The sequence below is a fragment of the Pseudomonas sp. RIT-562 genome (assembly GCF_026241895.1).
Classification (GTDB): Bacteria; Pseudomonadota; Gammaproteobacteria; order Pseudomonadales; family Pseudomonadaceae; genus Aquipseudomonas; species Aquipseudomonas mandelii_F.
Genome location: NZ_JAPJIV010000012.1, coordinates 33,524 through 59,176, shown reverse-complemented (window position 1 = coordinate 59,176; position 25,653 = coordinate 33,524). Strand labels below are relative to the sequence as shown.

At 61.5% G+C, this 25,653-nt stretch carries 25 protein-coding genes; 12 read left to right on the top strand and 13 right to left on the bottom strand.

Going from position 1 to position 25,653, the window contains the following annotated elements; genetic code table 11:
- Positions 1–4: 4 nt before the first annotated feature.
- Positions 5–922: a LysR family transcriptional regulator gene (locus ORL50_RS16090; RefSeq protein WP_266016397.1), complete on the bottom strand. Its 918-nt coding sequence runs from the start codon at positions 920–922 to the stop codon at positions 5–7.
- 264 nt (positions 923–1,186) lie between these two features.
- On the opposite strand from ORL50_RS16090, the gene ORL50_RS16085 reads away from it, so the two are divergent.
- Genes ORL50_RS16085 through ORL50_RS16075 form a run of 3 tightly spaced genes read left to right on the top strand, consistent with a single transcriptional unit; the run spans position 1,187 to position 3,781 of the window.
- Entirely contained in the window at positions 1,187–1,885 is a 699-nt protein-coding gene (locus ORL50_RS16085; RefSeq protein WP_266016396.1) for a CoA transferase subunit A, read from the top strand.
- Between the two features lie 37 nt (positions 1,886–1,922).
- Positions 1,923–2,588, top strand: coding sequence for a CoA transferase subunit B (locus ORL50_RS16080; RefSeq protein WP_266016395.1), 666 nt, complete (start codon positions 1,923–1,925; stop codon positions 2,586–2,588).
- Between the two features lie 11 nt (positions 2,589–2,599).
- Positions 2,600–3,781: an acetyl-CoA C-acetyltransferase gene (locus ORL50_RS16075; RefSeq protein ID WP_266016394.1), complete on the top strand. Its 1,182-nt coding sequence runs from the start codon at positions 2,600–2,602 to the stop codon at positions 3,779–3,781.
- A gap of 106 nt (positions 3,782–3,887) precedes the next feature.
- Here the strand turns inward: ORL50_RS16075 and ORL50_RS16070 are convergent, their stop codons facing one another.
- Complete coding sequence (locus ORL50_RS16070) at positions 3,888–4,424, bottom strand: chalcone isomerase family protein (RefSeq protein WP_266016393.1); 537 nt, start codon at positions 4,422–4,424, stop codon at positions 3,888–3,890.
- 155 nt (positions 4,425–4,579) lie between these two features.
- Here ORL50_RS16070 and ORL50_RS16065 point away from each other — a divergent pair, with 155 nt between their 5' ends.
- Both ORL50_RS16065 and ORL50_RS16060 read left to right on the top strand, forming a co-directional pair.
- Positions 4,580–5,365 (top strand): hypothetical protein, encoded by a 786-nt coding sequence (locus ORL50_RS16065; protein ID WP_266016392.1) that lies wholly within the window; start codon positions 4,580–4,582, stop codon positions 5,363–5,365.
- 83 nt (positions 5,366–5,448) lie between these two features.
- Positions 5,449–6,018, top strand: coding sequence for a DcrB/PsbP domain-containing protein (locus ORL50_RS16060; protein ID WP_266016391.1), 570 nt, complete (start codon positions 5,449–5,451; stop codon positions 6,016–6,018).
- A 2-nt stretch (positions 6,019–6,020) separates the two neighbouring features.
- On the opposite strand, the gene ORL50_RS16055 is transcribed toward ORL50_RS16060, so the two are convergent.
- The 4 genes from ORL50_RS16055 to ORL50_RS16040 form a co-directional block, all read right to left on the bottom strand.
- On the bottom strand, positions 6,021–6,737 hold the full coding sequence (locus tag ORL50_RS16055; RefSeq protein ID WP_266016390.1) for an alpha/beta hydrolase: 717 nt from the start codon (positions 6,735–6,737) through the stop codon (positions 6,021–6,023).
- Between the two features lie 158 nt (positions 6,738–6,895).
- A complete protein-coding gene (locus ORL50_RS16050; RefSeq protein WP_266016389.1) occupies positions 6,896–8,008 on the bottom strand; it encodes a succinylglutamate desuccinylase/aspartoacylase family protein in 1,113 nt (370 codons plus the stop codon).
- A gap of 175 nt (positions 8,009–8,183) precedes the next feature.
- Positions 8,184–8,963 (bottom strand): ABC transporter substrate-binding protein, encoded by a 780-nt coding sequence (locus ORL50_RS16045; protein WP_266016388.1) that lies wholly within the window; start codon positions 8,961–8,963, stop codon positions 8,184–8,186.
- A gap of 227 nt (positions 8,964–9,190) precedes the next feature.
- On the bottom strand, positions 9,191–9,613 hold the full coding sequence (locus ORL50_RS16040; RefSeq protein ID WP_266016387.1) for a rhodanese-like domain-containing protein: 423 nt from the start codon (positions 9,611–9,613) through the stop codon (positions 9,191–9,193).
- A gap of 101 nt (positions 9,614–9,714) precedes the next feature.
- Between ORL50_RS16040 and ftrA the strand changes: the two genes are divergently transcribed.
- Complete coding sequence (gene ftrA / locus ORL50_RS16035) at positions 9,715–10,689, top strand: transcriptional regulator FtrA (protein WP_266016386.1); 975 nt, start codon at positions 9,715–9,717, stop codon at positions 10,687–10,689.
- A gap of 89 nt (positions 10,690–10,778) precedes the next feature.
- Here ftrA and cobF read toward each other — a convergent pair whose 3' ends face one another.
- Positions 10,779–11,534: a precorrin-6A synthase (deacetylating) gene (gene cobF / locus ORL50_RS16030; protein ID WP_266016385.1), complete on the bottom strand. Its 756-nt coding sequence runs from the start codon at positions 11,532–11,534 to the stop codon at positions 10,779–10,781.
- Positions 11,531–12,106, bottom strand: a complete 576-nt coding sequence (locus ORL50_RS16025; RefSeq protein WP_266016384.1) for a histidine phosphatase family protein — start codon at positions 12,104–12,106, stop codon at positions 11,531–11,533. Before ORL50_RS16025 ends, cobF begins: the two co-directional genes overlap by 4 nt.
- 519 nt (positions 12,107–12,625) lie before the next feature.
- On the opposite strand from ORL50_RS16025, the gene ORL50_RS16020 reads away from it, so the two are divergent.
- The 6 genes from ORL50_RS16020 (at position 12,626) to hglS (ending at position 19,858) form a co-directional block, all read left to right on the top strand.
- Positions 12,626–13,642: an arginine N-succinyltransferase gene (locus ORL50_RS16020; RefSeq protein WP_266016383.1), complete on the top strand. Its 1,017-nt coding sequence runs from the start codon at positions 12,626–12,628 to the stop codon at positions 13,640–13,642.
- A 40-nt stretch (positions 13,643–13,682) separates the two neighbouring features.
- Positions 13,683–14,717 (top strand): arginine N-succinyltransferase, encoded by a 1,035-nt coding sequence (gene astA, locus ORL50_RS16015; protein ID WP_266016382.1) that lies wholly within the window; start codon positions 13,683–13,685, stop codon positions 14,715–14,717.
- A gap of 134 nt (positions 14,718–14,851) precedes the next feature.
- Complete coding sequence (locus ORL50_RS16010) at positions 14,852–15,721, top strand: isocitrate lyase/PEP mutase family protein (RefSeq protein ID WP_266016381.1); 870 nt, start codon at positions 14,852–14,854, stop codon at positions 15,719–15,721.
- Between the two features lie 236 nt (positions 15,722–15,957).
- Positions 15,958–17,409, top strand: coding sequence for a flavin-containing monooxygenase (locus tag ORL50_RS16005; protein WP_266016380.1), 1,452 nt, complete (start codon positions 15,958–15,960; stop codon positions 17,407–17,409).
- Positions 17,410–17,434: 25 nt separating this feature from the next.
- Complete coding sequence (locus ORL50_RS16000) at positions 17,435–18,376, top strand: alpha/beta fold hydrolase (protein WP_266016379.1); 942 nt, start codon at positions 17,435–17,437, stop codon at positions 18,374–18,376.
- Between the two features lie 114 nt (positions 18,377–18,490).
- Positions 18,491–19,858, top strand: a complete 1,368-nt coding sequence (hglS, locus tag ORL50_RS15995; RefSeq protein WP_266016378.1) for a 2-oxoadipate dioxygenase/decarboxylase HglS — start codon at positions 18,491–18,493, stop codon at positions 19,856–19,858.
- A gap of 210 nt (positions 19,859–20,068) precedes the next feature.
- Here hglS and ORL50_RS15990 read toward each other — a convergent pair whose 3' ends face one another.
- The 5 genes from ORL50_RS15990 to ORL50_RS15970 form a co-directional block, all read right to left on the bottom strand.
- Positions 20,069–20,746 (bottom strand): type 1 glutamine amidotransferase domain-containing protein, encoded by a 678-nt coding sequence (locus ORL50_RS15990; RefSeq protein WP_266016377.1) that lies wholly within the window; start codon positions 20,744–20,746, stop codon positions 20,069–20,071.
- Positions 20,747–21,208: 462 nt separating this feature from the next.
- Positions 21,209–21,787: a hypothetical protein gene (locus ORL50_RS15985; RefSeq protein ID WP_266016376.1), complete on the bottom strand. Its 579-nt coding sequence runs from the start codon at positions 21,785–21,787 to the stop codon at positions 21,209–21,211.
- 78 nt (positions 21,788–21,865) lie between these two features.
- Positions 21,866–22,033, bottom strand: a complete 168-nt coding sequence (locus ORL50_RS15980; protein WP_266016375.1) for a hypothetical protein — start codon at positions 22,031–22,033, stop codon at positions 21,866–21,868.
- A 94-nt stretch (positions 22,034–22,127) separates the two neighbouring features.
- A complete protein-coding gene (locus ORL50_RS15975) occupies positions 22,128–23,192 on the bottom strand; it encodes a lipocalin-like domain-containing protein (protein ID WP_266016374.1) in 1,065 nt (354 codons plus the stop codon).
- Positions 23,182–25,653, bottom strand: a complete 2,472-nt coding sequence (locus tag ORL50_RS15970; protein ID WP_266016373.1) for an ABC transporter permease — start codon at positions 25,651–25,653, stop codon at positions 23,182–23,184. The genes ORL50_RS15975 and ORL50_RS15970 overlap by 11 nt, the downstream gene beginning before the upstream one ends.

Here is a 25,653-nt window from a genome sequence, read left to right as displayed (position 1 = left end):
GCTCCTACAAGGGTTGGTGCTTAGGCCCTGATATTCGCTGGGCCAGGTTTTCCTCGCGCAGCACATCAAACAACGCCTGCGCCGCCGCCGACAACTCCACCCCGGGCTTGGTCAGCACCCCGATTGCCCGCTCAATCACCGGGTCATGCAGGGTCAGGCAATGCGCGCCCAATTCTCGCATCTGCCCGGCGCACAACGCTGGCACCGCGCTCACCCCCAGCCCACTGGCAACCATACGCCCGACGGTCGCCAGCTGATGGCTTTCAAACTCCACCGGCAATTTCATGCCACGGGCCTGCAGATGCTCTTCGAGCATCACCCGCACCGTGGACGGGCGCTGCAAGGTAATGAACGGTTGCTGCAGCAATGTCTGCCAGGCGATATCGTCGAGCTGGGCCAGCGGTGAATCGAGGGGCACCACTGCGATGAATCGATCCATGTACAACGGCGTGAAGGCCAATGACGAACTGGTGGTCGGCTCGAACGCCACGCCCAACTCGACCTGGCGGTCGCGCACCATCTCCAGGACCTGCTCGTTGATCACGTCATTCACGGTGACGTTGACCTTGGGGTAACGCGCGCGGAACGTCTTGAGGATGGGCGGCAGCAGGTTACCGGCAAACGAGGGCATCGCCGCCAGCGTGACTCGCCCGCGCTGCAGGGTGAAACGCTGGCGCAACTCGTCCTCGGCGTTGTCCCAGTCGGCAATGAGGCGCCGCGCCAGGGGCACCAAGGCCTCCCCCTCTGCGGTCAGGGCGACGTTGCGGGTGTTGCGCGTGAACAGGCGCCCGCCCAGACCCTCTTCCAGCGCCTTGATGGTCAGGCTCAATGCCGACTGCGACAGGTGCAGGCGTTCGCAGGCCACGGCAAAACTCAGGCTCTGGGCGACGGCGAGAAAGGCGCGGATCTGTTTGACAGTCATGGTCGCAATGCTCCGGGTGGAAGCCACAGGCTTTGAGCTGCAAGCTTGTGGGAGCAAATCCTGGCGGCGATGGCGTGCCTGGGATTGCTATCGCGAGCAAGCTTTGCTCCCACAGTGCAGGGTGATATGAGAAAGGGTGATACCTCAATTAGTGAGATTTATCTATCAATGCGCCATAAAAATCAACTTAACAAATCAATCCTCCGGCGAGACACTTGAGTCATTCGGCTAGCCAGCCGCCCATTAAGAATAAAAGAGGTGCATATGGCAGGTTTCGACAAGCGCGTGAGTTCCTACGAGGAAGCTCTGGCAGGTCTGGAAGATGGCATGACCGTGATCGCCGGCGGCTTTGGACTGTGCGGGATCCCGGAAAACCTGATCGCCGAGATCAAGCGCAAAGGCACACGCGACCTCACCGTGGTTTCCAACAACTGCGGAGTTGATGGTTTTGGCCTCGGCGTCCTGCTGGAAGACCGGCAGATCAGCAAAGTGGTGGCCTCGTATGTCGGCGAGAACAAACTGTTCGAAGACCAGCTGCTCAAAGGCGAGATCGAAGTCGTCCTGACACCCCAAGGCACCCTCGCGGAGAAAATGCGCGCGGGCGGCGCCGGCATTCCAGCGTTCTTCACTGCAACCGGTGTCGGCACCCCGGTGGCCGAAGGCAAGGAAGTGCGCGAATTCCACGGTCGCCAGTACCTGATGGAAGAATCCATCACCGGTGACTTCGCCATCGTCAAAGGCTGGAAAGCCGACCATTTCGGTAACGTCATCTATCGCCACACCGCCCAGAACTTCAACCCGCTGGCGGCCACCGCCGGCAAGATCACCGTGGTTGAAGTCGAGGAAATCGTCGAGCCCGGCGAGCTGGACCCGGCGCAGATCCACACCCCTGGCATCTACGTCGACCGGGTCATTTGCGGCACGTTCGAGAAGCGCATCGAACAGCGCACCGTGCGTAAGTGATCACCTGCCCCCGGCCCGAATTGAAGGAATAACAACAATGGCACTTTCCCGCGAACAAATGGCTCAACGCGTCGCCCGCGAAATGCAGGACGGCTTCTACGTCAACCTCGGCATCGGTATTCCGACCCTGGTCGCCAACTACATTCCAGAAGGCATGGAAGTCATGCTGCAGTCGGAAAACGGCCTGCTCGGCATGGGCCCGTTCCCGACTGAAGACACCATCGATGCCGACATGATCAACGCCGGCAAACAAACCGTCACGGCACGCATCGGCGCATCGATTTTTTCCTCGGCCGAGTCCTTCGCGATGATTCGCGGCGGCCATGTCGACCTGACTGTGCTGGGCGCTTTCGAGGTGGACGTACAAGGCAACATCGCCTCGTGGATGATCCCCGGCAAGCTGGTCAAGGGCATGGGCGGCGCCATGGACCTGGTGGCCGGCGCGGACAACATCATCGTCATCATGACCCACGCCTCGAAGGACGGTGAGTCCAAGCTCCTGGCAAAATGCAGCCTGCCGCTGACCGGCGCCGGTTGCATCAAGCGCGTGCTGACCGACCTGGCTTATCTTGAAATCGACAACGGCGCGTTCATTCTCAAGGAGCGTGCACCAGGGGTCAGCGTCGAGGAAATCGTCGCCAAGACCGCGGGTAAATTGATCGTGCCTGATCACGTTCCGGAAATGCAGTTCGCTGCGCAGTGAGGAATAATTCCATGCAAGACGTCGTAATTGTTGCCGCCACCCGTACTGCCATTGGCAGTTTCCAGGGTGCGTTGGCCAGTGTGTCCGCCGTGGACCTGGGCGCCGCTGTGATCCGTCAGTTGCTGGCGCAAACCGGGCTGGACCCGGCACAGGTGGATGAAGTGATCATGGGCCAGGTGCTGACCGCCGGCGCCGGGCAGAACCCTGCGCGCCAGTCGGCGATCAAGGCCGGCCTGCCCTTCACAGTGCCGGCCATGACCCTGAACAAGGTCTGCGGCTCCGGCCTCAAGGCCCTGCACCTGGCGACCCAGGCGATTCGCTGCGGCGACGCCGAGGTGATCATCGCCGGCGGCCAGGAAAACATGAGCCTGTCCAACTATGTCATGCCCGGCGCCCGCACCGGCCTGCGCATGGGGCATGCGCAAATCGTCGACACCATGATCAGCGACGGCCTGTGGGATGCGTTCAACGATTACCACATGGGCATCACCGCCGAAAACCTGGCGGAGAAATACAACCTGAGCCGCGAACAGCAGGACGCCTTCGCCGCTGCTTCGCAACAGAAAGCCTCGGCCGCCATCGAAGGCGGACGGTTCGTCGATGAAATCACGCCGATCCTGATTCCCCAGCGCAAGGGTGAACCGCTGTCGTTCGTCACCGACGAACAGCCGCGGGCCGACACCAGTGCCGCAGCCCTGGGCAAACTGCGCCCGGCGTTTAAAAAAGACGGTTCGGTGACGGCGGGTAACGCTTCGTCGCTGAACGATGGCGCTGCTGCCGTGATCCTCATGAGCGCAGCAAAAGCCAAGGCCCTGGGGCTGCCGGTGCTGGCTAAAATTGCCGCCTATGCCAATGCGGGCGTGGACCCGGCGATCATGGGCATCGGCCCGGTCTCGGCCACTCGCCGCTGCCTGGACAAGGCCGGCTGGTCAATCGACCAGCTTGAGCTGATTGAAGCCAACGAAGCCTTCGCCGCTCAATCCCTGGCGGTGGCCAAGGAACTGCAATGGGACTTGAAAAAGGTCAACGTCAACGGCGGCGCCATTGCCCTCGGCCACCCGATCGGCGCATCGGGCTGCCGGGTGCTGGTGACCTTGTTGCATGAAATGATCAAGCGCGATGCCAAGAAAGGCCTCGCCACCCTGTGCATCGGTGGCGGCCAGGGCGTGGCGCTGGCGATCGAGCGGGCGTAAAGCGTTCAACAGGCGGCGCGGGGACCCACGAAGAACCGCGCAGCCTGGCAACACACCCGGCGTGACAACTGTCGCGCCGGGTTCCATATCGGTAAACCGCTCCCCGTCACGGGGATGTGGCCAACCCCATCAATTGCTCGCGCAACTGCGGATTACGCGTTCGCGGATCCAGCCAGATCGCAAAAAACGCTCGCGCAAACTCCGGGTCGTTCACCTCATGCTGCAACCGCTGCCCGACATAAAACCGTGCGCCCTGCCCCGGCAGATACAACCCGGTAATGCGCGTCCCGGCCTGCACATCGACGAATGCCTGCTGCATCTGCCCCTGCCACTGCGCCAACTGGCCGGCACTCACCGACTCGCCAGACAGACGCTTGATCTCATCGACGCTGGCCTGCACCAGGTCGTCCCGGGAAATGCTGCGCTGGTAAATCAGCTCAAGGGCAAAGGGCTGGTCGCTCACCAATGGCCGAGCCGCGCTCCACAAGCGGGCGTTGTACACATCAAAACCAAACCAGCGAAACTCACCGGCGCCAATGATTCGTGCGCCAGGCAACGATTCCTGCCAATTGGCCAGCGCCTGGCTGGCCAACAGGGCCAACACCCAGAGGCCATTGCGCAGGGTTGATCGGATTGGGGACATGAGGGCTCGGTCCACAGCAGAGGATGAAGAAAACTTATACACCGAAACCATGGCTGTACAAGCTTTGTATTTTGTATACAAAAAACGTGAAACTCTGCAGCAATCCATCCGGTGCATGCTAACGTGGCAATCTCACACAGGACGGAGACGCGTGCGTGCTACTGCTCAAACTGCTGGTCATTCCCGGATTTCTGCTACTCATCTCCCTGGCGGGTAAACGCTGGGGGCCCAGCGTAGCCGGGTGGCTGTCCGGGCTGCCAGTGGTGGTGGGGCCGATCCTGTTCTTCCTCGCCATCGAACAAGGCGAAGCATTCGCCGCCCGCTCGGCCACTGCGGCGCTGTCCGCCATGTTCGCGATGATTGCCTTTTGCGTCACCTATGCCCAGGTGGCGCAGCGCAGCAGCTGGCCGGTGGCACTGAGTATTTCGTTGGCGGTGTGGACCGTGTCGGCGGTGGTGTTGTCGTTGCTCCCCGCTTCCCTGTGGTTATCGGCAATCGCCGCAGCCAGTGCGCTGCTGGCGGCGCCCTATCTGTTCCCGTCGGTGCAACCGGTGGTGTCAGGCAACGCCCCCAAGTCTGACAAGCTGGTGTGGCGCATGATCGCCGGCGCCCTGCTGACCCTGGCGGTGACGTTGTTGGCCAGTACCGTCGGCGAGCGCTGGAGCGGCCTGCTCGCAGTATTCCCGGTGCTCGGCAGCGTAATGGCGGTGTTCTCCCAGCAAACCCGAGGGCCGGCGTTCACTGCGGCATTGCTGCGAGCCACGGCGACCGGGATGTATTCGTTCGCCGCCTTCTGCCTGGTACTGGCCCTGGCCTTGCCCGGGATGGGCATCAGCGCCTTTGCCCTTGGCGTGGCGGTATCGGTAGCGATGCTCGGAGTGACCCGCCGCCTGCTGGCGAAACCTGCGGTCAGCGTGCGCGCCCAGGCTTCCAGCGAGTGACTAACCGAGCGTCGGTACTGGAGTGACTCACACGCGGCATGGGATGATCGCGGCTTAAACGCGCCCATCCCTGGAGATCCCGAATGTCATTGTTGAGCAAGAAAGCCGTTGTCCTGTTGCTGGCCGTTGCTGCCAGCCTGGGGGCCCTGAATGCTCAGGCGGCCAAGGCCACCAGCAGTACCGCGTCGTCACAGAAAGTTTCGATGCTGGGCGGCAAGTTCATCTTCACCCTGCCCAAGGGCTTCGTTGCTACGCCGTTGCCGGCCAGCACTTCCGGCGCCAGCGGGACCATGTACGCCAACGAAACCACCAAAACCGTGGTGATCGCCGCCGAAAACAGCCTGCCCGAGGGTCTCAAGGTCAAAGACAATGACGGCGCCTTTCTCGACGGCACGGCGGCGGATTTTGACGCGGCGCAACGTAAGGCCCTCCCCGACTACAACAAACTCAGCGAGAAAAGCCTGACCCTCAAAAGCACCGGTCTGGGGGTTCGCCAGGTCGACAGCACGGCCACCCAGGGCGGCGGGCAAACCCTGAACACCACGCTAATGGCGGCCTCTGGCACCCACATGGCCGTGGTCCGGGTGATCTCCCGTCCCGGCGACATGGCAGCCCATGAGACCCTGATCAAGCGCATGCTCAGTGGCAAATAACGTCAAGGGTTGAGGCGTTGCAACCAGGCGCTCAAGTCCTGCATTTCAGCCGCGCTGATGCTGTGCCCAAGGCCTGGATAGGCATGAAATTGCGGCTTGAGTGACAGGCTCTGCAAAAAGCTGTCGGCTTGAGTGCCATCGACGTAAGGCAGGCGTTTGTCGGCGGTGCCATGGCCGATGAAGATCGCCAGCTGCTGGCGTTTTTCATCCGGCTTGAGCTCGGACCTGAGCACCGGCAGAATCCGTCCGCTCAGCGCGGCGATGCCCCCCAACGCCTGGGGCTGTCGCAGCGCGACCTCGTAGGACATGATCGCACCCTGGCTGAATCCGACCAGAAACACCTTGTTGGGTGCGGTGTGATATTTGCTGGCGGCCTGGTTGATGAAGTCCAGCAGCACCTGGCGGCTATTTTTCAGGTCGTCGGTCTCGCCGTCGTAGGCGCCCTGGCCTTTTTGACGGAACCACTGGTAACGGCCCTCTTGCATTACCATGGGTGCACGTACCGACAGATAGTTGTATTGCTCGGGCAACTCATCCTTGATGCCGAACAGGTCCTCTTCGTTACTGCCATAACCATGGAGGAAAATCACCAGGGGCAGATTGCGCGAATCAGCGTGGGTCTGCTCCAGGTATTTGAGCGGCAGATCGGTTTGCAGCGGGGTTTGCGCATGAACGGCGCTGGACGCCAGGAGCGTCAGCAGAGCGAAAAACTTCAACATAAACCTTCCTTCACACGTGCAGGATCGGGTTGAAGCCTAACACTCCCGCGAGCATGTGGGGCCTGCCGATTACGCCATCGCGAGCAGGCTCACTCCTACACTTGGAATGCATTCCCCTGCTCGCGAAGCGGACTTGCAGGCGCGAAAGAACTTGGCGATTAATCGTTGATCAACTTCCCCACCCGAATCGGCTCGCGCCCCGCCACCTTCGCCTGCCACGTCCCCGGCTGGGTATACCGCCCGCGATCGATGGCAAACAACACTCCGCTGGTCCCGGCGCACACCGTGGTTGCCCGATCATTCAACGGGTCCACGACTTCGAACAAGGCGTCGCCCTTTTCCACCCATTCCCCGGCTTCGCGCAGGAAACTGACCACGCCATGATGAGGCGCAAACAGGTACTCGGTGCCTTCGAACGGCATGCCTTCGCAGCATGCGTCCGGCGCCGCTGGCCAATCACCCTTGATCAGCCCCTGTTCGGCGAGAAAGCCCAGGATTGCCGCGCAATTGGCCTGTGCCTGATCAATCCGGGTGTCGCCCATGCTCCCCAGTTCCAGCGTGGTTGCCAGGTTGGCAGGTGGAATCGCCGCCTCGGGAAATGCCCGCGCCAGGCGTAACCAGGGCGAAGAGCAGGATTCGTCGAACGAGCTGCCACCGGAATCTTCGCAGAGCAGTGCGACACCGGCCTGCAATCGAGCCGCGAGGGATTGCCACTGCGGCCAATGTTGCGGCAAGGCGTAAATATGAATCGCCGCGTCGAAGTCGCAGTGCAGGTCGAGGGTGATGTCGGCATCACAGGCATGGCGCAGGAGCAGGCGATGCATGGCTTCGAGCTGTGACATCGGCGCGGGCAAGCCGTCGAGTACCTGAGCCATTGCCTGGCGAATCAGGGCGATGTTGGCGACTGCATCAGCCCCCAGCCGATCGCCGATCAACTGGCCGACCGGCGCGCTCAGTTCGACGAACGAGCGGTTGAAGTTCTTGCCGCTGCCGAGTTCGAAGCGACCCATATGACTGCCTTGCAGATGCTGGTCGAGGCCGATCGGGTTGGCGACCGGCACCAGTTCGATCACGCCTTGCAGCTGTCCAAGGGCTTCGAGTTCGCCCAGGCGTTTCTTCAGTTCCCAGGCGGTACGCATCCCCGGTAATTCATCGGCATGCAGGCTGGCCTGGATATACACCTTGCGCGTGCCCTCGCCGTAACGAAAAACACTCAGGGTACGTTCGGTGCCCAGGTGGCTCCAGGGCAGTGAATGGTCGATGCGTTGCATGCAGAACTCCTGATAATCCCTGTAGGAGTGAGCCTGCTCGCGATGGCGTAGTGTCAGTCACATTGATATTGAATGGAACAACGCCATCGCGAGCAGGCTCACTCCTACAGTTAGCTGTGTCAGCAAAAAAAATGGCAACCGCGTCAACGGTTGCCACTTTTTTTTAACGGTTTGATTAATGACCGTAAACGTCAAAATCGAAGTACTTGTCCTGCACTTGTTTGTACTTGCCGTTGGCGCGGATCTCGGTAATGGCCGTGTTGAATTTCTCCGCCAGAGCGGTATCGCCCTTGCGCACGGCAATACCTGCGCCGCCGCCGAAGTACTTGGCGTCTTCGTAGGTCGGGCCAACAAACGCGAAGCCCTTGCCGGCGTCGGTTTTCAGGAAGCCGTCGTCGAGGTTGACCGAGTCGGCCAGCATCGCGTCGAGGCGACCGGAAACCATGTCCAGGTTGGCTTCCTGCTGGGAAGCGTAACGCACCAGGATGATGCCCGCAGGCTGCAGGACTTCAGTCGCGAAGCGGTCATGGGTACTGGCGCGCAGCACGCCGACTTTCTTGCCCTTGAGCTCGGTCAGCGGATCCTTGACCTCGCTGCCCTGCTTCATCACGAAGCGTGCCGGGGTGTGGTAGTACTTGATGGTGAAGTCGACGTTCTTCTTGCGGTCGTCGGTAATGGTCATGGACGACAGGATGGCGTCGATTTTCTTGACCTTCAATGCCGGGATCAGCCCGTCAAATTCCTGCTCGACCCAGGTGCACTTGACCTTCATCTGTTCGCACAGTGCGTCGCCGATATCCACGTCGAAACCGGTGAGTTTACCGTCAGCGGTTTTCATCGAGAATGGCGGGTAACCGGCTTCAATACCGATGCGGATTGGCTTGGCGTCATCCGCCACGGCGGACAGGGACAGCATCGACAGTGCCAGGGCACCGAACATCACTAGCTTCTTCATTCATAACTCCTGTGTGCGGAGGTTTTTATTGGCAGCGTTCTATTGGTCGCTTTCGGTCGGTGAAAACCGAAGTGGCCGGCAGTCTAGAGCGGCTACAGGCCGGCAAATTACGTCCAGGCGACAAATACTTACAAGAACGCTACGAGAATGATCAGCGTTGTGGATGATTCACGCCACCTGGCCAAATGGCCGGGCGGCGCGTTGCGTTTACCAGAATTGCGGCGGGCTCAACACTCGCAGCCGACGGCGCGCTGCACCCCGGCACTGAGGGCAAACCCCTCATCCAGCCACCCGGTCACCCCGCCGATCATCTCCTTGACCGGGTAACCCAAGGCCGCCAGTTTCACTGCAGCCTTGTTCGCGCCATTGCAGTGCGGACCGGCGCAATACACCACAAACAGGCTGGTTTTGGGGTAATGCGCCAGGGCCTGGGCAGTCAGCAATCGCCCCGGCAAATTGATCGCCCCCGGCACGTGGCCGCGCTCGAACGCCAGCGGTCCGCGGACATCGACCAGGACAAAATCCACTTCACCAGCCTGTTGGCTGCCGTAGACGTCGGAACAATCGGTTTCGAAGGTCAGTCGGTTGCTGAAATGCATGAGGGCGATGGCCGAGGGGGCTGCGGGAATTTCACGGACCAGGCTGGTCATGGGCGGTACTCCTGAGTGTGGATGGCTGTGGGATGACTTTATCGGCCGCACGCTTCGGGCTACAGTGGCGCACAAGACACTCACCGGGAATTTTCCGCCAAATGCATTCCGCCCCTGGATTGGTTGCGATCCTGGCCTACGACGGCCTGTGCACTTTTGAATTCGGCATCGCCGTGGAGATCTTCGGCCTGGCCCGCCCGGAGTTCGATTTCACCTGGTACAGCCACTGCATTGTCGCGGTGGACCCGGGACCGATGCGGGCCGCCGGCGGTATCCGGGTGCTGGCCGACGGCGGCATGGAACTGCTGGAACAAGCCCGCACCATCATCATTCCTGGCTGGCGCGACCGCAGCGCCCCGGTGCCTGAACCACTGCTGGCCGCCCTGCGCCAGGCCCATGCACGCGGCGCGCGGTTGTTGTCGATCTGCTCGGGGGTGTTCGTGCTGGCGGCCAGCGGTTTGCTCAACGGCCATGGCGCCACCACTCACTGGCGCTACAGCAGCGAACTGGCGGAGCGCTATCCGGAAATCCTGGTGGACCCGCAGGTGCTGTATGTCGACGCAGGCCAGCTGATTACCTCGGCAGGCAGTGCCGCCGGTATCGATGCCTGCCTGCACCTGGTGGCGCGGGATTTTGGTACCCAGGTCGCGAACTCGGTGGCGCGCCGCCTGGTGATGTCACCGCAACGCACCGGCGGCCAGGCGCAGTTCATTCCGGCGCCGGTCAGTGCAGCGCCGCGCAGCGATCTGTCGCGGGTGATGCAATGGGCCCGCGAACGCATGCACCAGCCACTGGAGGTACGCGACCTGGCGAGCGAAGCGGCCATGAGCGAGCGCACCTTCCTGCGCCGCTTCACCGAAGCCACCGGCATGTCGCCCAAGGCCTGGCTGCAACATGAACGGATGGGCCGGGCCCGGGAACTGCTGGAAGGCAGCCGCGAGAATACCGAGCGGATTGCCGAGCGCTGTGGTTATCGTTCGGTGGAAAGTTTCCGGGTGGCGTTTCGCAGCGTGGTGGGGGTGCCGCCATCGGTGTATCGGGAGCGGTTTGGGCGTGGGGTTATCGCGGATTTTTGAGGTAATAGCGTCGGCCCTATCGCGAGCAGGCTCACTCCTACAGATCCCCTGTAGGAGTGAGCCTGCTCGCGATAGGGCCGACGCCTGACTTAAGGCTTACGCAACAGATAAGTATCCATGATCCACCCATTGGCCTCCCGAGCGGCTTTTCGCACCCGCTCGATCTCTGGCGCCACATCCCCGAGCTTGCCGCTGATCAGCAGTTCATCCGGCGTCCCCAGATAAGCCCCCCAATAAATCTCGGTCTGCGGATCCGCCACCTGATGGTAGGCATCCTGGGCATCGAGCATCACCACCAGGCTGTCGGCCTCGCTCACCTGCCCCGCTGCCAGGCGCCGCCCGGTGGTAATTTCAATGGACTGGCCGATGCGATTGAGTGGCACCTTGTGCTGCGCGCACAGGGCTTGCACGCTGGTGATCCCGGGGATAACGGTGAACTCGAACTCACAGCGGCCTGACGCGAGGATCGCCTGCAGGATCCTGATGGTGCTGTCGTACAGCGCAGGGTCGCCCCACACCAGGAAACCTGCGCACTCGCCGTCGGCCATGTGCTCATTGATCAGCCGCTCAAAGGTCAGCTGCTTGGCCAGGTTCAGTGCTTCGACGCTGGCGCGGTAGTCCACCTCACCACGCTCGCGCGCCGGACTGGGTGCCTCGACGAAGCGGTAAGTCTGTTCGGTGATGTAGCGCTCGCAGATTTCGTGACGCAGGTCGATGAGCTGATGTTTGCTCTCGCCCTTGTCCATCAAGAAAAACACGTCGACCCGGTTCAGCGCCTTGACCGCTTGCAGGGTGATGTAGTCGGGGTTGCCGGCGCCGATGCCGATCACCAGGAGTTGTTTCATGACTGAGGTTCCTCGTGAAAGTCGCTGGTTAAACGAAAACGCCAGCGCCCGTTGAACCGCAACTCGATCACCGACAACGGTTCAACGTCAATCTGGTTGAACGCCGTACTCTGAAGCACCGATGTCAGCGCCGCACGGATAACGAACGGATGGGTGATGGCCACAATGTGTCCCGGTGTTGCCTCGAGCGAGGCCAGCCAGGCGGCTACCCGGTGACTAAGTGCAGCTACCGATTCGCCGCCATGGGGTGCCGATTCGGGGTCCTCCAGCCAAGCCTGCAAGGCTTCAGGTTCGGCCTTTTGCAAATCGTCGATCGGCACCCCGCTCCACCGCCCGAAGTCGCAGTCGCGCAGTGCCTCCACCGTCTGGACCTCGCGACCGAACAGACTGGCAGTTTGCCGGGCACGTTGTTCCGGAGCAGACACGATTCGTGACGATTTGTTGAACTGGCCGCTGCGTGAACCCTGTGCAGACTGCCAATCCATTTCCAACGGCTCATTTGTAGGAAACCGCGCCAATTTTTGTGCGACGGTTCTCGCATGGCAGATCAAGGTCAAACGGGTCGCCCGCACTTGGGAATGCTCGCTGCAAAAAGTCAGGAAACGGTAACACGCCACTGGGCGTCGGCAGGTGATTTCTTGCGCGAAAAACGGCAGTGTCTGACACGCTTGCAGGCGAGTCGCCTACACCAGCTTAAGCCTTGCCTGTAAGCCTTTACTGACGGGCTTAATCCGCCGTCCAAGGCGAACAACCAGCCCCGAAAAAATCACTAGACAGCCAAGGCGCGTTGCATAAATACTGGATCCAACAACCCTCGAATTAAACGCAACACATCCAGCAGGAGCCCGGATGCCCCCTCTGAATACTCAGAACAACCACCTCCTTCACCCCGTAGCCTTGTTGTTATAGCTGTGCCGTTGTCACCCCGTTAAACGACTCGCCGTGACGCTGCAGCGTCCTGAAATGCTGAAAGACCTAAAAGAGTGGCGCCTGAAGCCGATCAGGTCAGCCGCCCCTGCAATGCGTGGAAACCGACAGTGATAGTCAGGTCGGGTGCTTGGCACCAGACCCTTTGATACAGGAGTGCATCCATGCTGGTCTTGCGTCCAGTCGAATTGAGCGATCTGCCCCAATTGCAGCGACTCGCCCAGGAAAGCCTACTGGGTGTAACCTCCTTGCCGGACGATACCGATCGCTTGCGCGAGCGGATAATCGGCTCCTGCGACTCCTTTGACAAAGACGCGGCCGTGCAAGGGTCGGAGAACTACTTCTTTGTCCTCGAAGACCTGGACACGCAACGCCTGGTGGGCTGCTCGGAAATTCTCGCCACGGCCGGTTTTGATGCGCCCTTCTACAGCTTGCGCAACCGCGACTACACCGCCGCCTCGCGAGAACTCAACGTCGAGCACGCGATACCTGCATTGTCGCTGTGTCATGACCTGAGCGGCCATACCTTGTTGCGCGGCTTTCATGTCGACGCGGCCCTGGTCGGCAGCCACTTCAGCGAATTGTTGTCCCGGGCGCGCCTGATGTTCATCGGCGCCCACCCCCAGCGGTTCGCCGACTCGGTGATCACCGAAATCGTCGGGTTCAGCGACGCCGAGGGCCATTCACCGTTCTGGGACGCGGTGGGCAAGCATTTCTTCGACCTTCCCTACGCCGAAGCCGAGCGCCTGTGTGGCCTGGAGAGCCGAACTTTCCTGGCCGAGCTGATGCCGCATTATCCGATCTATGTACCGATGTTGCCGCTGGCTGCTCAAGCGTGCATCGGCCGCATCCATCCCGATGGCCAGGAAGCCTTCGATATTCTTGAGCGCGAGGGCTTCAAGACCAACCATTATGTCGACCTGTTCGATGGCGGTCCGACCCTGCACGCGCGACTGTCCAGCATCCGCTCCGTAGTCCAGGCAATCACTGCCAGTGTCAGGCCCGGCAGCGCCATCGATGCGCGTGGCCGGTATCTGGTGAGCAATCACTCGCTGCGCAATTTCCGGGCGATCGTTGCCGACCTGGACGTTCGGGCCGGGCAGCCGGTGGAGTTAGCCCCGGCAATGTGCGCAGCGTTAAATCTGCACGAAGGCAGCCTGATCCGTCTGGTGGCACTGTGATCAGTCTTCGCCAGCTAGCGCACGCACCGGGCACTGCGCAATGATCGTGCGCCCGGTCAGTGCCACCGACCTGCCTGCCCTGCTGGCGCTGACCCGGCAGGCCGGCCCAGGGTTTACCAGTCTTCCCGCCAACGCAGATCGACTGGCGCACCGGGTGCGCTGGGCCCGGCGCACCTTCGCCGAGCAGGTCGAGCGCGCCGATGCCGATTACCTGTTCGTGCTAGAGGACGACGAGCAGCAAGTCATCGGGGTTAGCGCCTTGAGGGGCGCCGTAGGGCTGCGCGAACCCTGGTACAACTATCGGGTCGGGCTCACCCGCAGTTCGTCTGCAGACCTGGGCATTCAGCGCGAGATCCCGACACTGTTCATGAGCAACGAGATGACCGGGCAATCGGAGGTCTGCTCGCTGTTCCTGCGGCCCGACCAGCGAAGCGGCAGCAACGGCCGGCTGCTGTCCCTGGCACGCCTGCTGTTCGTGGCAGAGTTCACGCACCTGTTCGGCGACCGGCTGATTGCCGAACTGCGCGGGCATGCCGACCTCGGTGGCGGCTCACCTTTCTGGGACAGCCTGGGCCGGCACTTTTTCAGAAAGGACTTCCATCATGCCGACCAACTGTCCGGCCTGGGCAGCAAGTCGTTCATCGCCGAACTGATGCCACGCCAGCCCCTCTATACCTGCCTGCTGACCGAGCAGGCCCAGGCGGTGATCGGCAAGGCACACCCGAACACCGAACCGGCATTGCGGATCCTCACCGCCGAAGGATTTTCCCATCAGGGTTACATTGACATCTTTGATGCCGGGCCGGTGATCGAGGCCCCGGTCTGCGAGATACGTACTGTGCGCGACAGCCAGCTGCTGACGCTGGCGATTGGCCCCGCGGATGATCAGGCGCCGCTCTGGCTGATCCATAATCGGCGCCTGGAAAACTGCCGGATCACGGCGGCCCATGGGTGGCAGGTGGGCAGCAGCCTGGTGATCGATCGACTCACCGCCAAGCGCCTGAAGCTGCAACCTGGGGACTCGGTCCGCGCTGTGCCATTGGTCGCCCCTGTGCGAGATGCAGCCGCCGCTTGATTATCCGTCCCAGTTCTTTTGGCAGGCAACCCAGGAAATTCGTCATCATTCTCCCTGCGCTCGCGTGATAGCCTTTTGTTTCTTCGGCGTTGACACTTTTGCTCAAGCCCGTCCATTTCATTGGTGGAACTCATATGTCCAGGCTTTCTCATCAAGACTTACGCCGTAACTTCCGCGAGCTGTTCGCTTCCAATGCCTGCTACCACACCGCCTCGGTGTTCGACCCGATGTCGGCGCGTATTGCCGCAGACCTGGGTTTCGAAGTGGGCATTCTCGGTGGCTCAGTCGCGTCGCTGCAGGTGCTGGGCGCCCCCGACTTTGCCTTGATCACCCTCAGCGAATTCGCGGAGCAGGCCACCCGCATTGGTCGCGTCGCCCAATTGCCGGTCATCGCCGACGCAGACCATGGCTACGGCAACGCGCTGAACGTGATGCGCACCATCGTCGAACTCGAACGCGCAGGGATATCCGCGCTGACCATCGAGGATACTTTGCTGCCGGCGCAATTTGGCCGCAAATCCACCGACCTGATCTCGGTCGCCGAGGGTGTCGGCAAGATCCGCGCAGCCCTTGAAGCCCGGGTTGATTCGGAGATGGCGATCATTGCCCGAACCAACGCTGGCATCCTGCCCGTACAGGAAATCATCAGCCGCACCCAGCAATATCAGCGCGCCGGCGCGGACGGGATCTGCATGGTGGGCGTGCGTGACTTCGAGCACCTGGAGCAGTTGGCCGAACACCTGACCGTGCCGTTGATGCTGGTGACTTACGGCAATCCGCTGTTACGCGATGACAAGCGCCTGGCCGAACTGGGCGTGCGGGTCACCATCGACGGGCATGGGGCATATTTTGCCGCGATCAAGGCGACCTATGACAGCCTGCGCGAACAGCGGCAGATCTTTACCCAGGCAGCGGATTTGAGTGCTACTGAATTGACGCATACCTACACGCAGCCTGAGGACTACATTCGTTGGGCTGAGGAGTTCATGAGCGTCAAGGAGTAACCCCTGTAGGAGCCTGGCTTGCCAGCGATGGCGTCCGCGAGATCGCCATCGCCGGCAAGCCGGGCTCCTACGGATTTGCGTCAAGCTAAAATCCCGCATACACCCGCAGCAACCGTAGGAGCCTGGCTTGCCAGCGATGGCGTCCGCGAGATCGCCATCGCTCCAACATGGAAAGCAGGCACACGTCGAATACTTGGCTATACATGAAGGGAGTGCGCCATCAACAAAGGATGCCCATGCAAACCTTTCAAGTGCTGATCATCGGCAGCGGGTTCGGCGGCCAGTGCGCGGCGATCAATTTGCTCAAGGCGGGTATCGATGATTTCCGCCTGCTGGAACGGCGGGATTTTTTCGGCGGGACCTGGTGCCAGAATACCTACCCGGGTGCTGCGGTTGACGTGCCCTCGCCGCTCTATTCTTTGTCATTCGCGCCGTTCCCCTGGACGCAGATGTTTGCCGAGCAGGCCGAGCTGCAGCGCTATACCGAGTACGTGATCGAGCATTTCGGGTTGCGTGACAAGGTCGAGCTGCAAACCAATGTTGAGCGTATTGAATGGGACGACGCTAACCGGCGCTGGGTGGTGCACACCGCCCGGGGGCCGTTCCAGGCGCAGTTCCTGATCAATGCGACCGGGCCACTAAGCCAGCCGGTGGTCCCACATTTCGAAGGTCAGGATCGCTTCCAGGGCAAGACTTTTCATACCAACCAATGGGACCACGCCTACGACTACCGGAACAAACGGGTGGCCATCGTCGGCAGCGGTGCCAGCGCCGCCCAGGTGATTCCGGCGATTGCGCCGCATGTCGCGCACCTGCACGTGTTCCAGCGCACTGCGCACTGGGTACTGCCCCGGGCGGATCGCCAGTTTGGCCGTTTCCAGCGCTGGCTGCTGGGGCTCAAGCCCGCCTACAAGCTGCTGCGCTGGCTGATCTACTGGCAGTTTGAAACCCGGGTGATTGCCTTCAAGTACTGCAGGCCGGCGATTCGCCTGGTCCAGCAACACGCCCTGGGCTTCCTCAAGCGTCAGGTGGCTGACCCCGAACTGCGGCGCAAGCTGACCCCGGATTACGCCATCGGCTGCAAGCGGGTGATTGTCTCCAGCACCCTCTACCCGGCGCTCGGGCGCAGCAATGTGACGCTGCACGACCGCGAACAGGCAATCGCCAGTCTTGATGAAAGCGGCATTGTGACCCGCGATGGCCAGCACATCGAAGTCGACCTGATCGTCTGGTCCACCGGTTACGACGCCACCGACGGGGTGATTTCCTACCCGGTCTACGGGAAAAACGCGCTACGCCTGCAAGATGTCTGGGCGCATTACCCGCGGGCCTACCTGGGCACCAGCCTGCCGGGGTTTCCCAACCTGTTCATCGTCACCGGGCCCAATACAGGCATCGGCCACACCTCGGCGTTGTTCATCATCGAATCGCAGATGAACTACATTCTCGATTGTATCGGCACATTAAAAAAACAGGGTTTACGCAGCATCGAGGTGCGCCCCGAGGCGGAACGTACCTACACTGAAATGATCCACAGAGAAATGGAACGCACGGTATGGAAGTCCGGGGGCTGTCACAGTTGGTATCACAGCAAGAGCGGTCATGTGATCGCCATGTTTCCCGGGTTCAGTTTCAGCTATCACCGGCTGACCCGGGCGCTGAAACCCGCCGATCACCTGCTGTCCTGATTCGTTAGATAGAAGGAAGACGCTGATGCTTTTATTGGTTGTCGCTATCGCAGTTTTCGTCGCCTGGAGCTGGTTGAGCTATCCCGCAATCGGTTACCTGCTGTACGACTTGAGCACCGCCATCGAAGCCAAGCTGTACCGGCTGCACAAGATCGTCGTGCCGATCCCCGAGATGACCGTCTCAACCTGGCAAGGCGGGCCGTACGAAGCCACCAGCAGCGTGCTGATGCTGCATGGCTACAGTGCCGACAAAAACCTGTGGCTGCGCTTCGCCCGGCATTTTGTCGGTCTCCATCGGGTGATCATTCCGGACATTGCCGGCCATGGCGAAACCGGGTTCAAGGCCGGCGGCGGCTACGACATTGCGCTGCAGGCCAAGCGCATGATCCAGCTGCTCGACGTCTGCGGAGTGGAAAAAGTCCATGTGATCGGCCACTCCATGGGCGGCTACATTGCGGCCTGGCTCGCCGCCAACTACCCGGACCGCATCGTGTCCGTGGCACTGATCGACCCGGCCGGCGTCACCGCACCGGAGATCAGCGATCTGGAGCGGCAGCTGGGCAAGGGACACAATCCGTTCCTGATTCATTCCCGCGAGGAATTCCGCCAGTTCTATGCCATGACCATGGCCGATCCACCCTGGGTTCCGGGAGTGGTGCTGGATGCCTTCGCCCAACGCTATCAACAGTCTCGTGATGAGCTGGAAGAAATCTTCCGCGACTTTCGTGCCAGCCCGCCGATGGAGCCACGGCTTGCCGACATCAAGTGCCCGGCTTTGCTGGTGTGGGGGCGCAAGGACCGGCTGATCGATGTCAGCAGTGTCGCGGTCTGGAGCAAGGGCATTGCCGACCTGCGCGTGGAGATCGGCGAAGGCGTCGGGCACATGCCGATGGTCGAACATCCGGAGCACACGGCCCGGCTGTATCGCGAATTCCTGGAATCGCACCGCTCACACCTGCCGGTGTGATCCCCGTTTGCAGTCCCTGGCAGAATGAAGTTCGGAAGATTCTTCGTTTGTCGGGGACGCTGAAGGCTGCGATCTTTTGCCCATCCTTCACGTCCCGCGCCAGGAAAACCTTTCATGAGCCACCCGAGCTTCGTCAGCCCCGACTTGATCCGCCAGCGCTTCTCCAAAGCGATGTCCGACATGTACCGCGAAGAGGTCCCGCTATACGGCGCGCTGATGCAGTTGGTGGAGCAAACCAACCGTCACGTGCTGCACAGCGATCCGCAGGTGGCGCGGCAACTGGAGAGTACCGGCGAGATCCAGCGCCTGGACCTGGAGCGCCACGGCGCGATCCGCGTGGGCACCGCCGATGAACTGGCCACCCTGGCCCGCCTGTTTGCGGTGATGGGCATGCAGCCAGTGGGCTATTACGATCTGACGCCTGCGGGTGTGCCGGTGCATTCCACCGCGTTTCGCGCGGTGCACGAAGCCGCGTTGCAAGTCAGCCCGTTTCGGGTATTCACCTCATTGTTGCGCCTGGAGCTGATCGAGGACCCATCGCTGCGTACATTCGCCCAGACGGTGCTGGATAAGCGCAGTATTTTCACCCCCGCGGCGCTACAGCTCATCGAACTCGCCGAACGCGAGGGCGGCCTCGGTGAAGACCAGGCGCAGCAATTTGTCGAACAGGCGCTGGAAACCTTTCGCTGGCACCACAGCGCCACCGTGACCGCCGAGCAGTACCAGAAACTCAGTGCCCAGCATCGCCTGATCGCCGATGTGGTGGCTTTCAAGGGCCCGCACATCAACCACCTGACGCCGCGCACCCTGGACATCGATATCGTGCAGGCGCAAATGCCCGCCCATGGCATCACGCCCAAGGCGGTGGTCGAAGGCCCACCACGTCGGCAGTGTCCGATTTTGCTGCGCCAGACCAGTTTCAAGGCACTGGACGAACCGATTGCCTTCACCGATCAGCTCGACAGTCGCGGCAGCCATAGCGCCCGGTTCGGCGAGATTGAACAACGGGGCGCCGCGCTGACACCGAAAGGTCGCGCCTTGTATGACCGCCTGCTCAACGCAGCGCGGGATGAACTCGGCGAGTTTCCCAATGAGGGTAACGCTGCGCGCTACAACGGCTTGATGGAGCGGCATTTCAGCGAGTTTCCTGACACGCTCGAGGGCATGCGCCAGCAAGAGTTGGCGTATTTCCGCTACTTCGTCACGGACAAGGGTCGGGCGGCCGGAGAGCTGCAAACCATGGCGCTTGAGGATCTGGTGCGCGATGGCTATCTGCGGGTGGAACCACTGGTTTACGAGGACTTCCTGCCGGTCAGTGCGGCGGGGATTTTTCAGTCCAATCTTGGCGATGCAGCACAAAGTCACTACGGCGAGCACTCCAACCGCCAGGCTTTCGAGCAGGCCTTGGGGCGCTCGACCATTGATGAACTGACGCTGTATGCCGAAACGCAGCGGCGTTCGATCGAGCAGTGTTTTGCCTGACATTGGGGGCCGCTGCGCGACCCAACGCAGGCTTCGCCAGCTGCTACGAGGGTTGTGGCGGATGGGCCTTTTGTAGCAGCTGCCGAAGGCTGCGTCCGGCTCGGGCCGCGATCGGACGCAGCAGGCGCTATGCCAGACGATTAAATTTCCGCCTTGAAACCCCAGGGCCCGCTGCGCGACACAACGCAGGCTGCGCCAGCGGCTACCGAGTCAGCGCAACTCGGCCAACAGGGCTTCCGCCACCGCCTCGGAAGACGCCGGATTTTGCCCCGTGAGCAACAACCCATCGGTCACCACATAACTGGCCCAATCATCGCCCTTGGAGTAGATCCCGCCTTTGGCCTTGAGCTCGTCTTCAACCAGAAACGGCACGACATGGGTCAATTGCACCGCCTCTTCCTCGGAATTGGTAAACCCGGTTACCCGCTTGCCCTTCACCAGCGGCTGGCCGTCGGCGGCCTTGACGTGACGCAACACACCCGGCGCATGGCAGACCGCCGCGACGGGTTTCCCGGCCTGATGGAACGCTTCGATCAATGCGATCGACACCTTATCCTCGGCCAGGTCCCACAGCGGACCATGGCCTCCTGGGTAAAAGACCGCATCGTAGTCTTCGGCCCTGGCGCTGCTCAGTAACGCAGTGGATGCCAATGCGGACTGGGCCGCAGAGTCCTTGCGAAAGCGCTCGGTGGCGGCGGTTTGGGCATCCGGCTCGTCGCTTTTCGGATCCAGCGGCGGCTGACCGCCCTTGGGCGACACCAGCGTCAGCTGGGCGCCGGCGTCCTTGAAGGCAAAATACGGTGCAGCGAATTCTTCCAGCCAGAAGCCGGTTTTCTTGCCGGTGTCGCCCAGCTGGTCGTGGGAGGTCAGAACCATCAGAATTTTCATGTCGCAGTCGCTCCAGGTCGATGTGCCTGTTTCATTGACCATCAGCTGCGCCAGTTCGTTTCAGCGCGACTCTGGCAAATTTCGGCGCCGACAAAAGCGCTGCAACTTGAAGATGTCATTCGCAATTTAAACGCAAAAAAAAAGAGCAATCAAATGACCGCTCTTTGTTAAACAGCGCAAACACTTTGCAGTGCTTGCTGACAGGGTTCGCCCAGTGCAGTGGCCTTGGCAATCCATGCACTGGTAAAGAGCCATGACACTGGGCGAACGGTGTTTATTTTAATATAGGTTTGCGGATAAGTCCTCGAACTGAAAGATGAAATTTATCGACACGATATTTAAAAACATGTCACTTTAAATATAATCCAGACATAACTTTTAAACTCACCGGTTCGACCATCAGAACTGACTGGGTTAATCCTGACCGTTCAACGCCACCCACCTGCGCAATAATCCGTAGGCTCAATGCTGGCTGGTCACTTTCAAGATATCTGTGTAAGTCACGACCACACTCTGGCCGACTTTCAAATCCTTCAGTTTTGCCTGCACTTCTGGTTTCACTACGTCGATGGTCTTGGACACCCCGGCTGGGTCTTTAAAAGTAACCTGGTTTTTCTTCACGTCGATGTCGGTAATTTGCAGTTGCACTTGCACCTGACGATAAGCTTCGCCACCCGGATTTGGATTGTGCTCCGTGGCGCGGATTTCACCGGTGCGCTCGGAGGAACCTGGCAGGCCCTTGTCGACGTCGGTGTCCAGATAAGCAGCCACCGAATGCAGCACTTCAATGGTGACCTTGTCGCCCTGTTTCAATTTACCCAGGTTTTTTGCCTTGTCGGTCAATTGCACAGGCACTTGACGACCTTCCGGGCCCTTGAGCACAACCTGGTGTTGCGCAGGGTCGACCGACACCACTTCAGTGACCACTTCACCGGTAATCACATCGGCCGACAATGGAATATCCGCAGCCATGGCGCTGACGCTGGCAGCGGACAATACGGTGGTAAGAGCGATGGCCTGGGCCAGTACGTGAAGTTTCATAAGTCTTCCATTCCCTGTTGTTTGAAGGCAGCAAACGGCGCGCTCAGCACCGTTTGTGCCCATCAGCATAGACGCTGATCAGGGAGTGTCGGCAGTTTCTTGCGCGGTGGATTCTCCACTCTCAGTGCCTTTGCCATTCTCCTTGCGGCGATTGGGGTCCGTGGGTCGCAAGGCATCGTTATCGCGCTCGACTTCCCCGGGTGGCCGGGGCTCGTCGGGGTGTTCCGCTTCGGTGATGGGTTTCATTGCTGGCCTCCAGAGGCTTCAGGATGTGCAATCCTGGCAGGGTTCGTACGGTAGAGAGCTGGCGGTTGGCTGGAGTTCCAAGCCGTCCGAGCCGCTAATACCCGGTCATCTCCAGGTAACCCTGACCGCCGTGACTGCCACTCAGGCGCACCGGCCCTTCCCAGTAGGGAATGCGCAAATCCATCCAGGCATTCGGGTTCAGCGCGTCCAGGCGAATGTCGAGTTGCTTGCTGGGGATATTGATCGACCAACTGACCGGCATGGCGCGGCCGGCTACCTTCGCGGTGCCTTCGGGAACCAGGCTGATGTCACTGGCGAGTAACGCCTGGCTGCGGCCCAAGGCATCGATCCAGGTGCCGGTGAGGTAAGGCTGACCGTCTTTTTGCCGCATGCGATAGAGCATCACGTGCTCGCCGCTGTCCAGGTGCAGGGAGAACCAGTCCCAGCCCGTCTGGTTGGCGGTCAGCGGCTGACTGCTCCATTCCCGATCGAGCCATGCCGGGCCGCTGACCTGATAGCGGCTGCCATCGATTTGCAGCTCGCCGCTGGCCTGGAAAAACGGCTGGCTGTAATAGTAGGAAGCCTGGCCCTGTTCGGATTTCTGGCTGAAACCCTGATCCCCCTGCAGCACCAAAGGCCGCGAGGACGTCAATCGCAGGTCGTAGCTGAAGTGCTTGTCCCGCGCGCTGAGTTGCATCTCGGCCAGCGCATCAGGGCCCTGGCTGCTGAACTGCCAGTCATCGATCCATGCATTGAACGGTGCCAGGCCAACGCCCGCTTGCTCCACGCCACCGCGGGCATAACGTTCGGCGGCGTGGTGCGCGGTGGCCGAGGTCACTGCCGCATGCCCCAGCCAGATCACCTGATTGGCCCAGCCGGCCGGCGTCGGACCGGCCTTGAGGGCGCTGCGGAACAAGGTCCACTGCACACCAAATTCGCGACCTTGAGCGTCCTTGAGGTTGGCGGTCACGTACCACCATTCGATGCGAAAACCGTCATGGGGCCCGTGATCCGCCGGAAAGCTGAACACCCGCCCCGGGACGACGGGAGTAAAGGTAGAACCTCCACTGCCGAGGCCGGCAAAGCCTTTTTCCTGCGGTGCCGGCTGATCGCAGCCACTGAGCAGGATCATCAGGAGCAGCGCGAACTTAATCCTCATGGGCAAAAGTCCTCAGCAGATCCGCCGGTTGCGTGCGATACAACGAGTACAGCGGCCAGGCCGAAGCCAGCAGTGTCGCCAGCAGGGCCAGCCCCATCAGTTGCAACAGCTGCCACGGGAACACCCGCAACGGCAGGCGCCAGCCGAACGCCTGGACATTGATCACGGCGTCCAGGCACCAGGCCAGGGCGATGCCCAACGGCAGCGCCAGGACCAGGGTCAGCACCGCCAGCAGCCAGGTTTGCCCCAGGTTGAGCAGCATCAACTGGCGCCGCGTCACGCCCAGTGCCCACAGCGGCGCCAGTTGACCCAGGCGACTCTGGCTCCGGGTCAGCAGGCTGATGAACAAGGCCACCCCCGCCACCGCCAGGGTCAGGCTGTTGAGGGCGGCGGTCGCGGCGAAGGTGCGTTCGAACACCTGCGAGGACCAGTCCTTGAGCCGCGCCTGATCGACGATACGATTGTCATCCAGGGCAAACCGCGCCTGCAGCGTGGCGAGCAAAGCCGGAATCGCCGTTGGGTCAATTCGCAGGTTGAATCGATTGGGCGTGAGCTGGGGCCAGTGGCGCAACAAGTGTCGGTCATTGACCAGCACGTGCCCCTTGGGATTGCCGTAGTCGGCATACACGCCGATGATCTGCGGCGACCAGATGCCGCCGGGGGTAGTGATTGCCAGGGAGTCCCCCACGTGCAGTTTCAAACGGCGGGCCAACTGTTCGCTGAGCATCACGGTGTCGTCGCTCGCCAGACGCTGCCAAGGGTCATCACCCCGGGCCTCCAGTAGTGGCCAGTGCTGGCGATAATACGGGTGGTCGATCACGCCAAAGACGTCCGTCGGCCAGCCCCGCAGCTGCGTCGACACTTGCCAACTGGGCAACACCGCAGCGACTTGCGGCTGCTGCTTGAGCCAGCCGTACAATTCGACGGACTGCGCCGGATCCTGCGGGTTGAGATAGAGCTCGGCGCTCAGGCGTTGCTCCAGCCAGTGGCTGAAGGTTTCGCGAAAACCGCCGGTCATGCTGCCGGCACCGATGTTCGCCGCGAGTGCCAGCAGCAGCGCCATCAGCGCCAGGCTCAGGGCCGGCAACTGCTGGCGGCAATCGGCGACGAACCACTGGCCCAGCACCGAGCGGCTGCGTTGCAGGACGCCGTTCAACACCAGGTTGAGCACCACCGGCAACGCCAGCGCGGCGCCGAGCAACAGCGCGGCCAGCAGCACGAACCCGCTGGCCAGGCTATCGCCCAGGAACAACGCGAGCAGCGCGATTACCGCCGCCAGCGCGGCGACCCAGCCCTGGCGGCGCAACCAGCGGGCGTGGGCCTGGTGCCAGGCCTGGGGATCGGCCAGTGCCAGCAACGGCAGGCGCGCCGCCCGCAACAGACTGTTGGCCCCGGCCAGCAACGCACCGAGCAGGCTCAAGCCAATGCCGCTTAACCACCACCATGGGCTCAGATTCAATTGCCCGGCGACCTCGGCGCCATACAGGCCCCGCAGGCTGGCGGCGACATCCGGCAGCAGCACACTCGCCAATAGATAACCGCTGGCGACCCCGGCCACTCCGCCAATCAGTGCCAACACGCCCAGCTCCACCGCCAGGCAACCGATCAGCATCCGCGCGCTCACTCCGCAGGCACGCAGGGTGCGCAGCAGGGAACGCCGTTGTTCCAGGGCCAGGCCGATGGCCGCATGAACAATAAACAGGCCGACCACGAAGGAGAGAAAACCCAGGGCATCGAGGTTCAGGTGAAAGCTCTCGGTCAGGCGCGAGAGATTGTTTTCTTCACCGCTGCGAGTGAGTTGCAGCACGGCGCTGAACCGCTCCGGCAGCGGCGCGTCGAAATCCTTGGGCAACAGCAGGCGCGACACCTGCCCCGGCTGTTCGAGGATCCGCTGGGCAAAACCGATGTCCACCAGCAGAATTCCAGGTGCCATATCGGCCTGTGCACGCAGCGGCGGCAATGCCTGGCCGTTGGCACTCAGCGGCCGCTCGCCCTCACTCAGGCCCATGGCCTGCAGAGTCTGCGGCGCTACCCAGGTGCTGCCCGGAGGCGTGAAAAATTCGACAATCTGCTCGATCGCCAGCGCCTGCCCGGCCACTGCGGAACCTGCCGGCAGCGACACCGGCTCAATGCCCATCAGTTGCAGGCGCTGTTGTTCCAGGCCCTTGAGCGAAACCCGCCCCTGCAGCACCGGGGACACTGGCCAACCGGCGCGCCGCAGGTCGACAAACAATTGCTGGGGAAACGTCCCGCCACCCGGGGCACTGAGGCTCGCTTGCGGCTCACCGCCAATCAGCTGGCTGGCCCGGGCATAACTGTCCCGCGCCTGGCTATTTAATGCCTGCACCCCAGTGAGCAGGCTGGTGGCCAGCCACAGCCCGGTCAGCACGCTGAAAAACTGCACCGGGTGCTGCCGCCAGTGGCTGAGCAGCGCGCGCAATGCCTGGTGGAAGACCCGCAC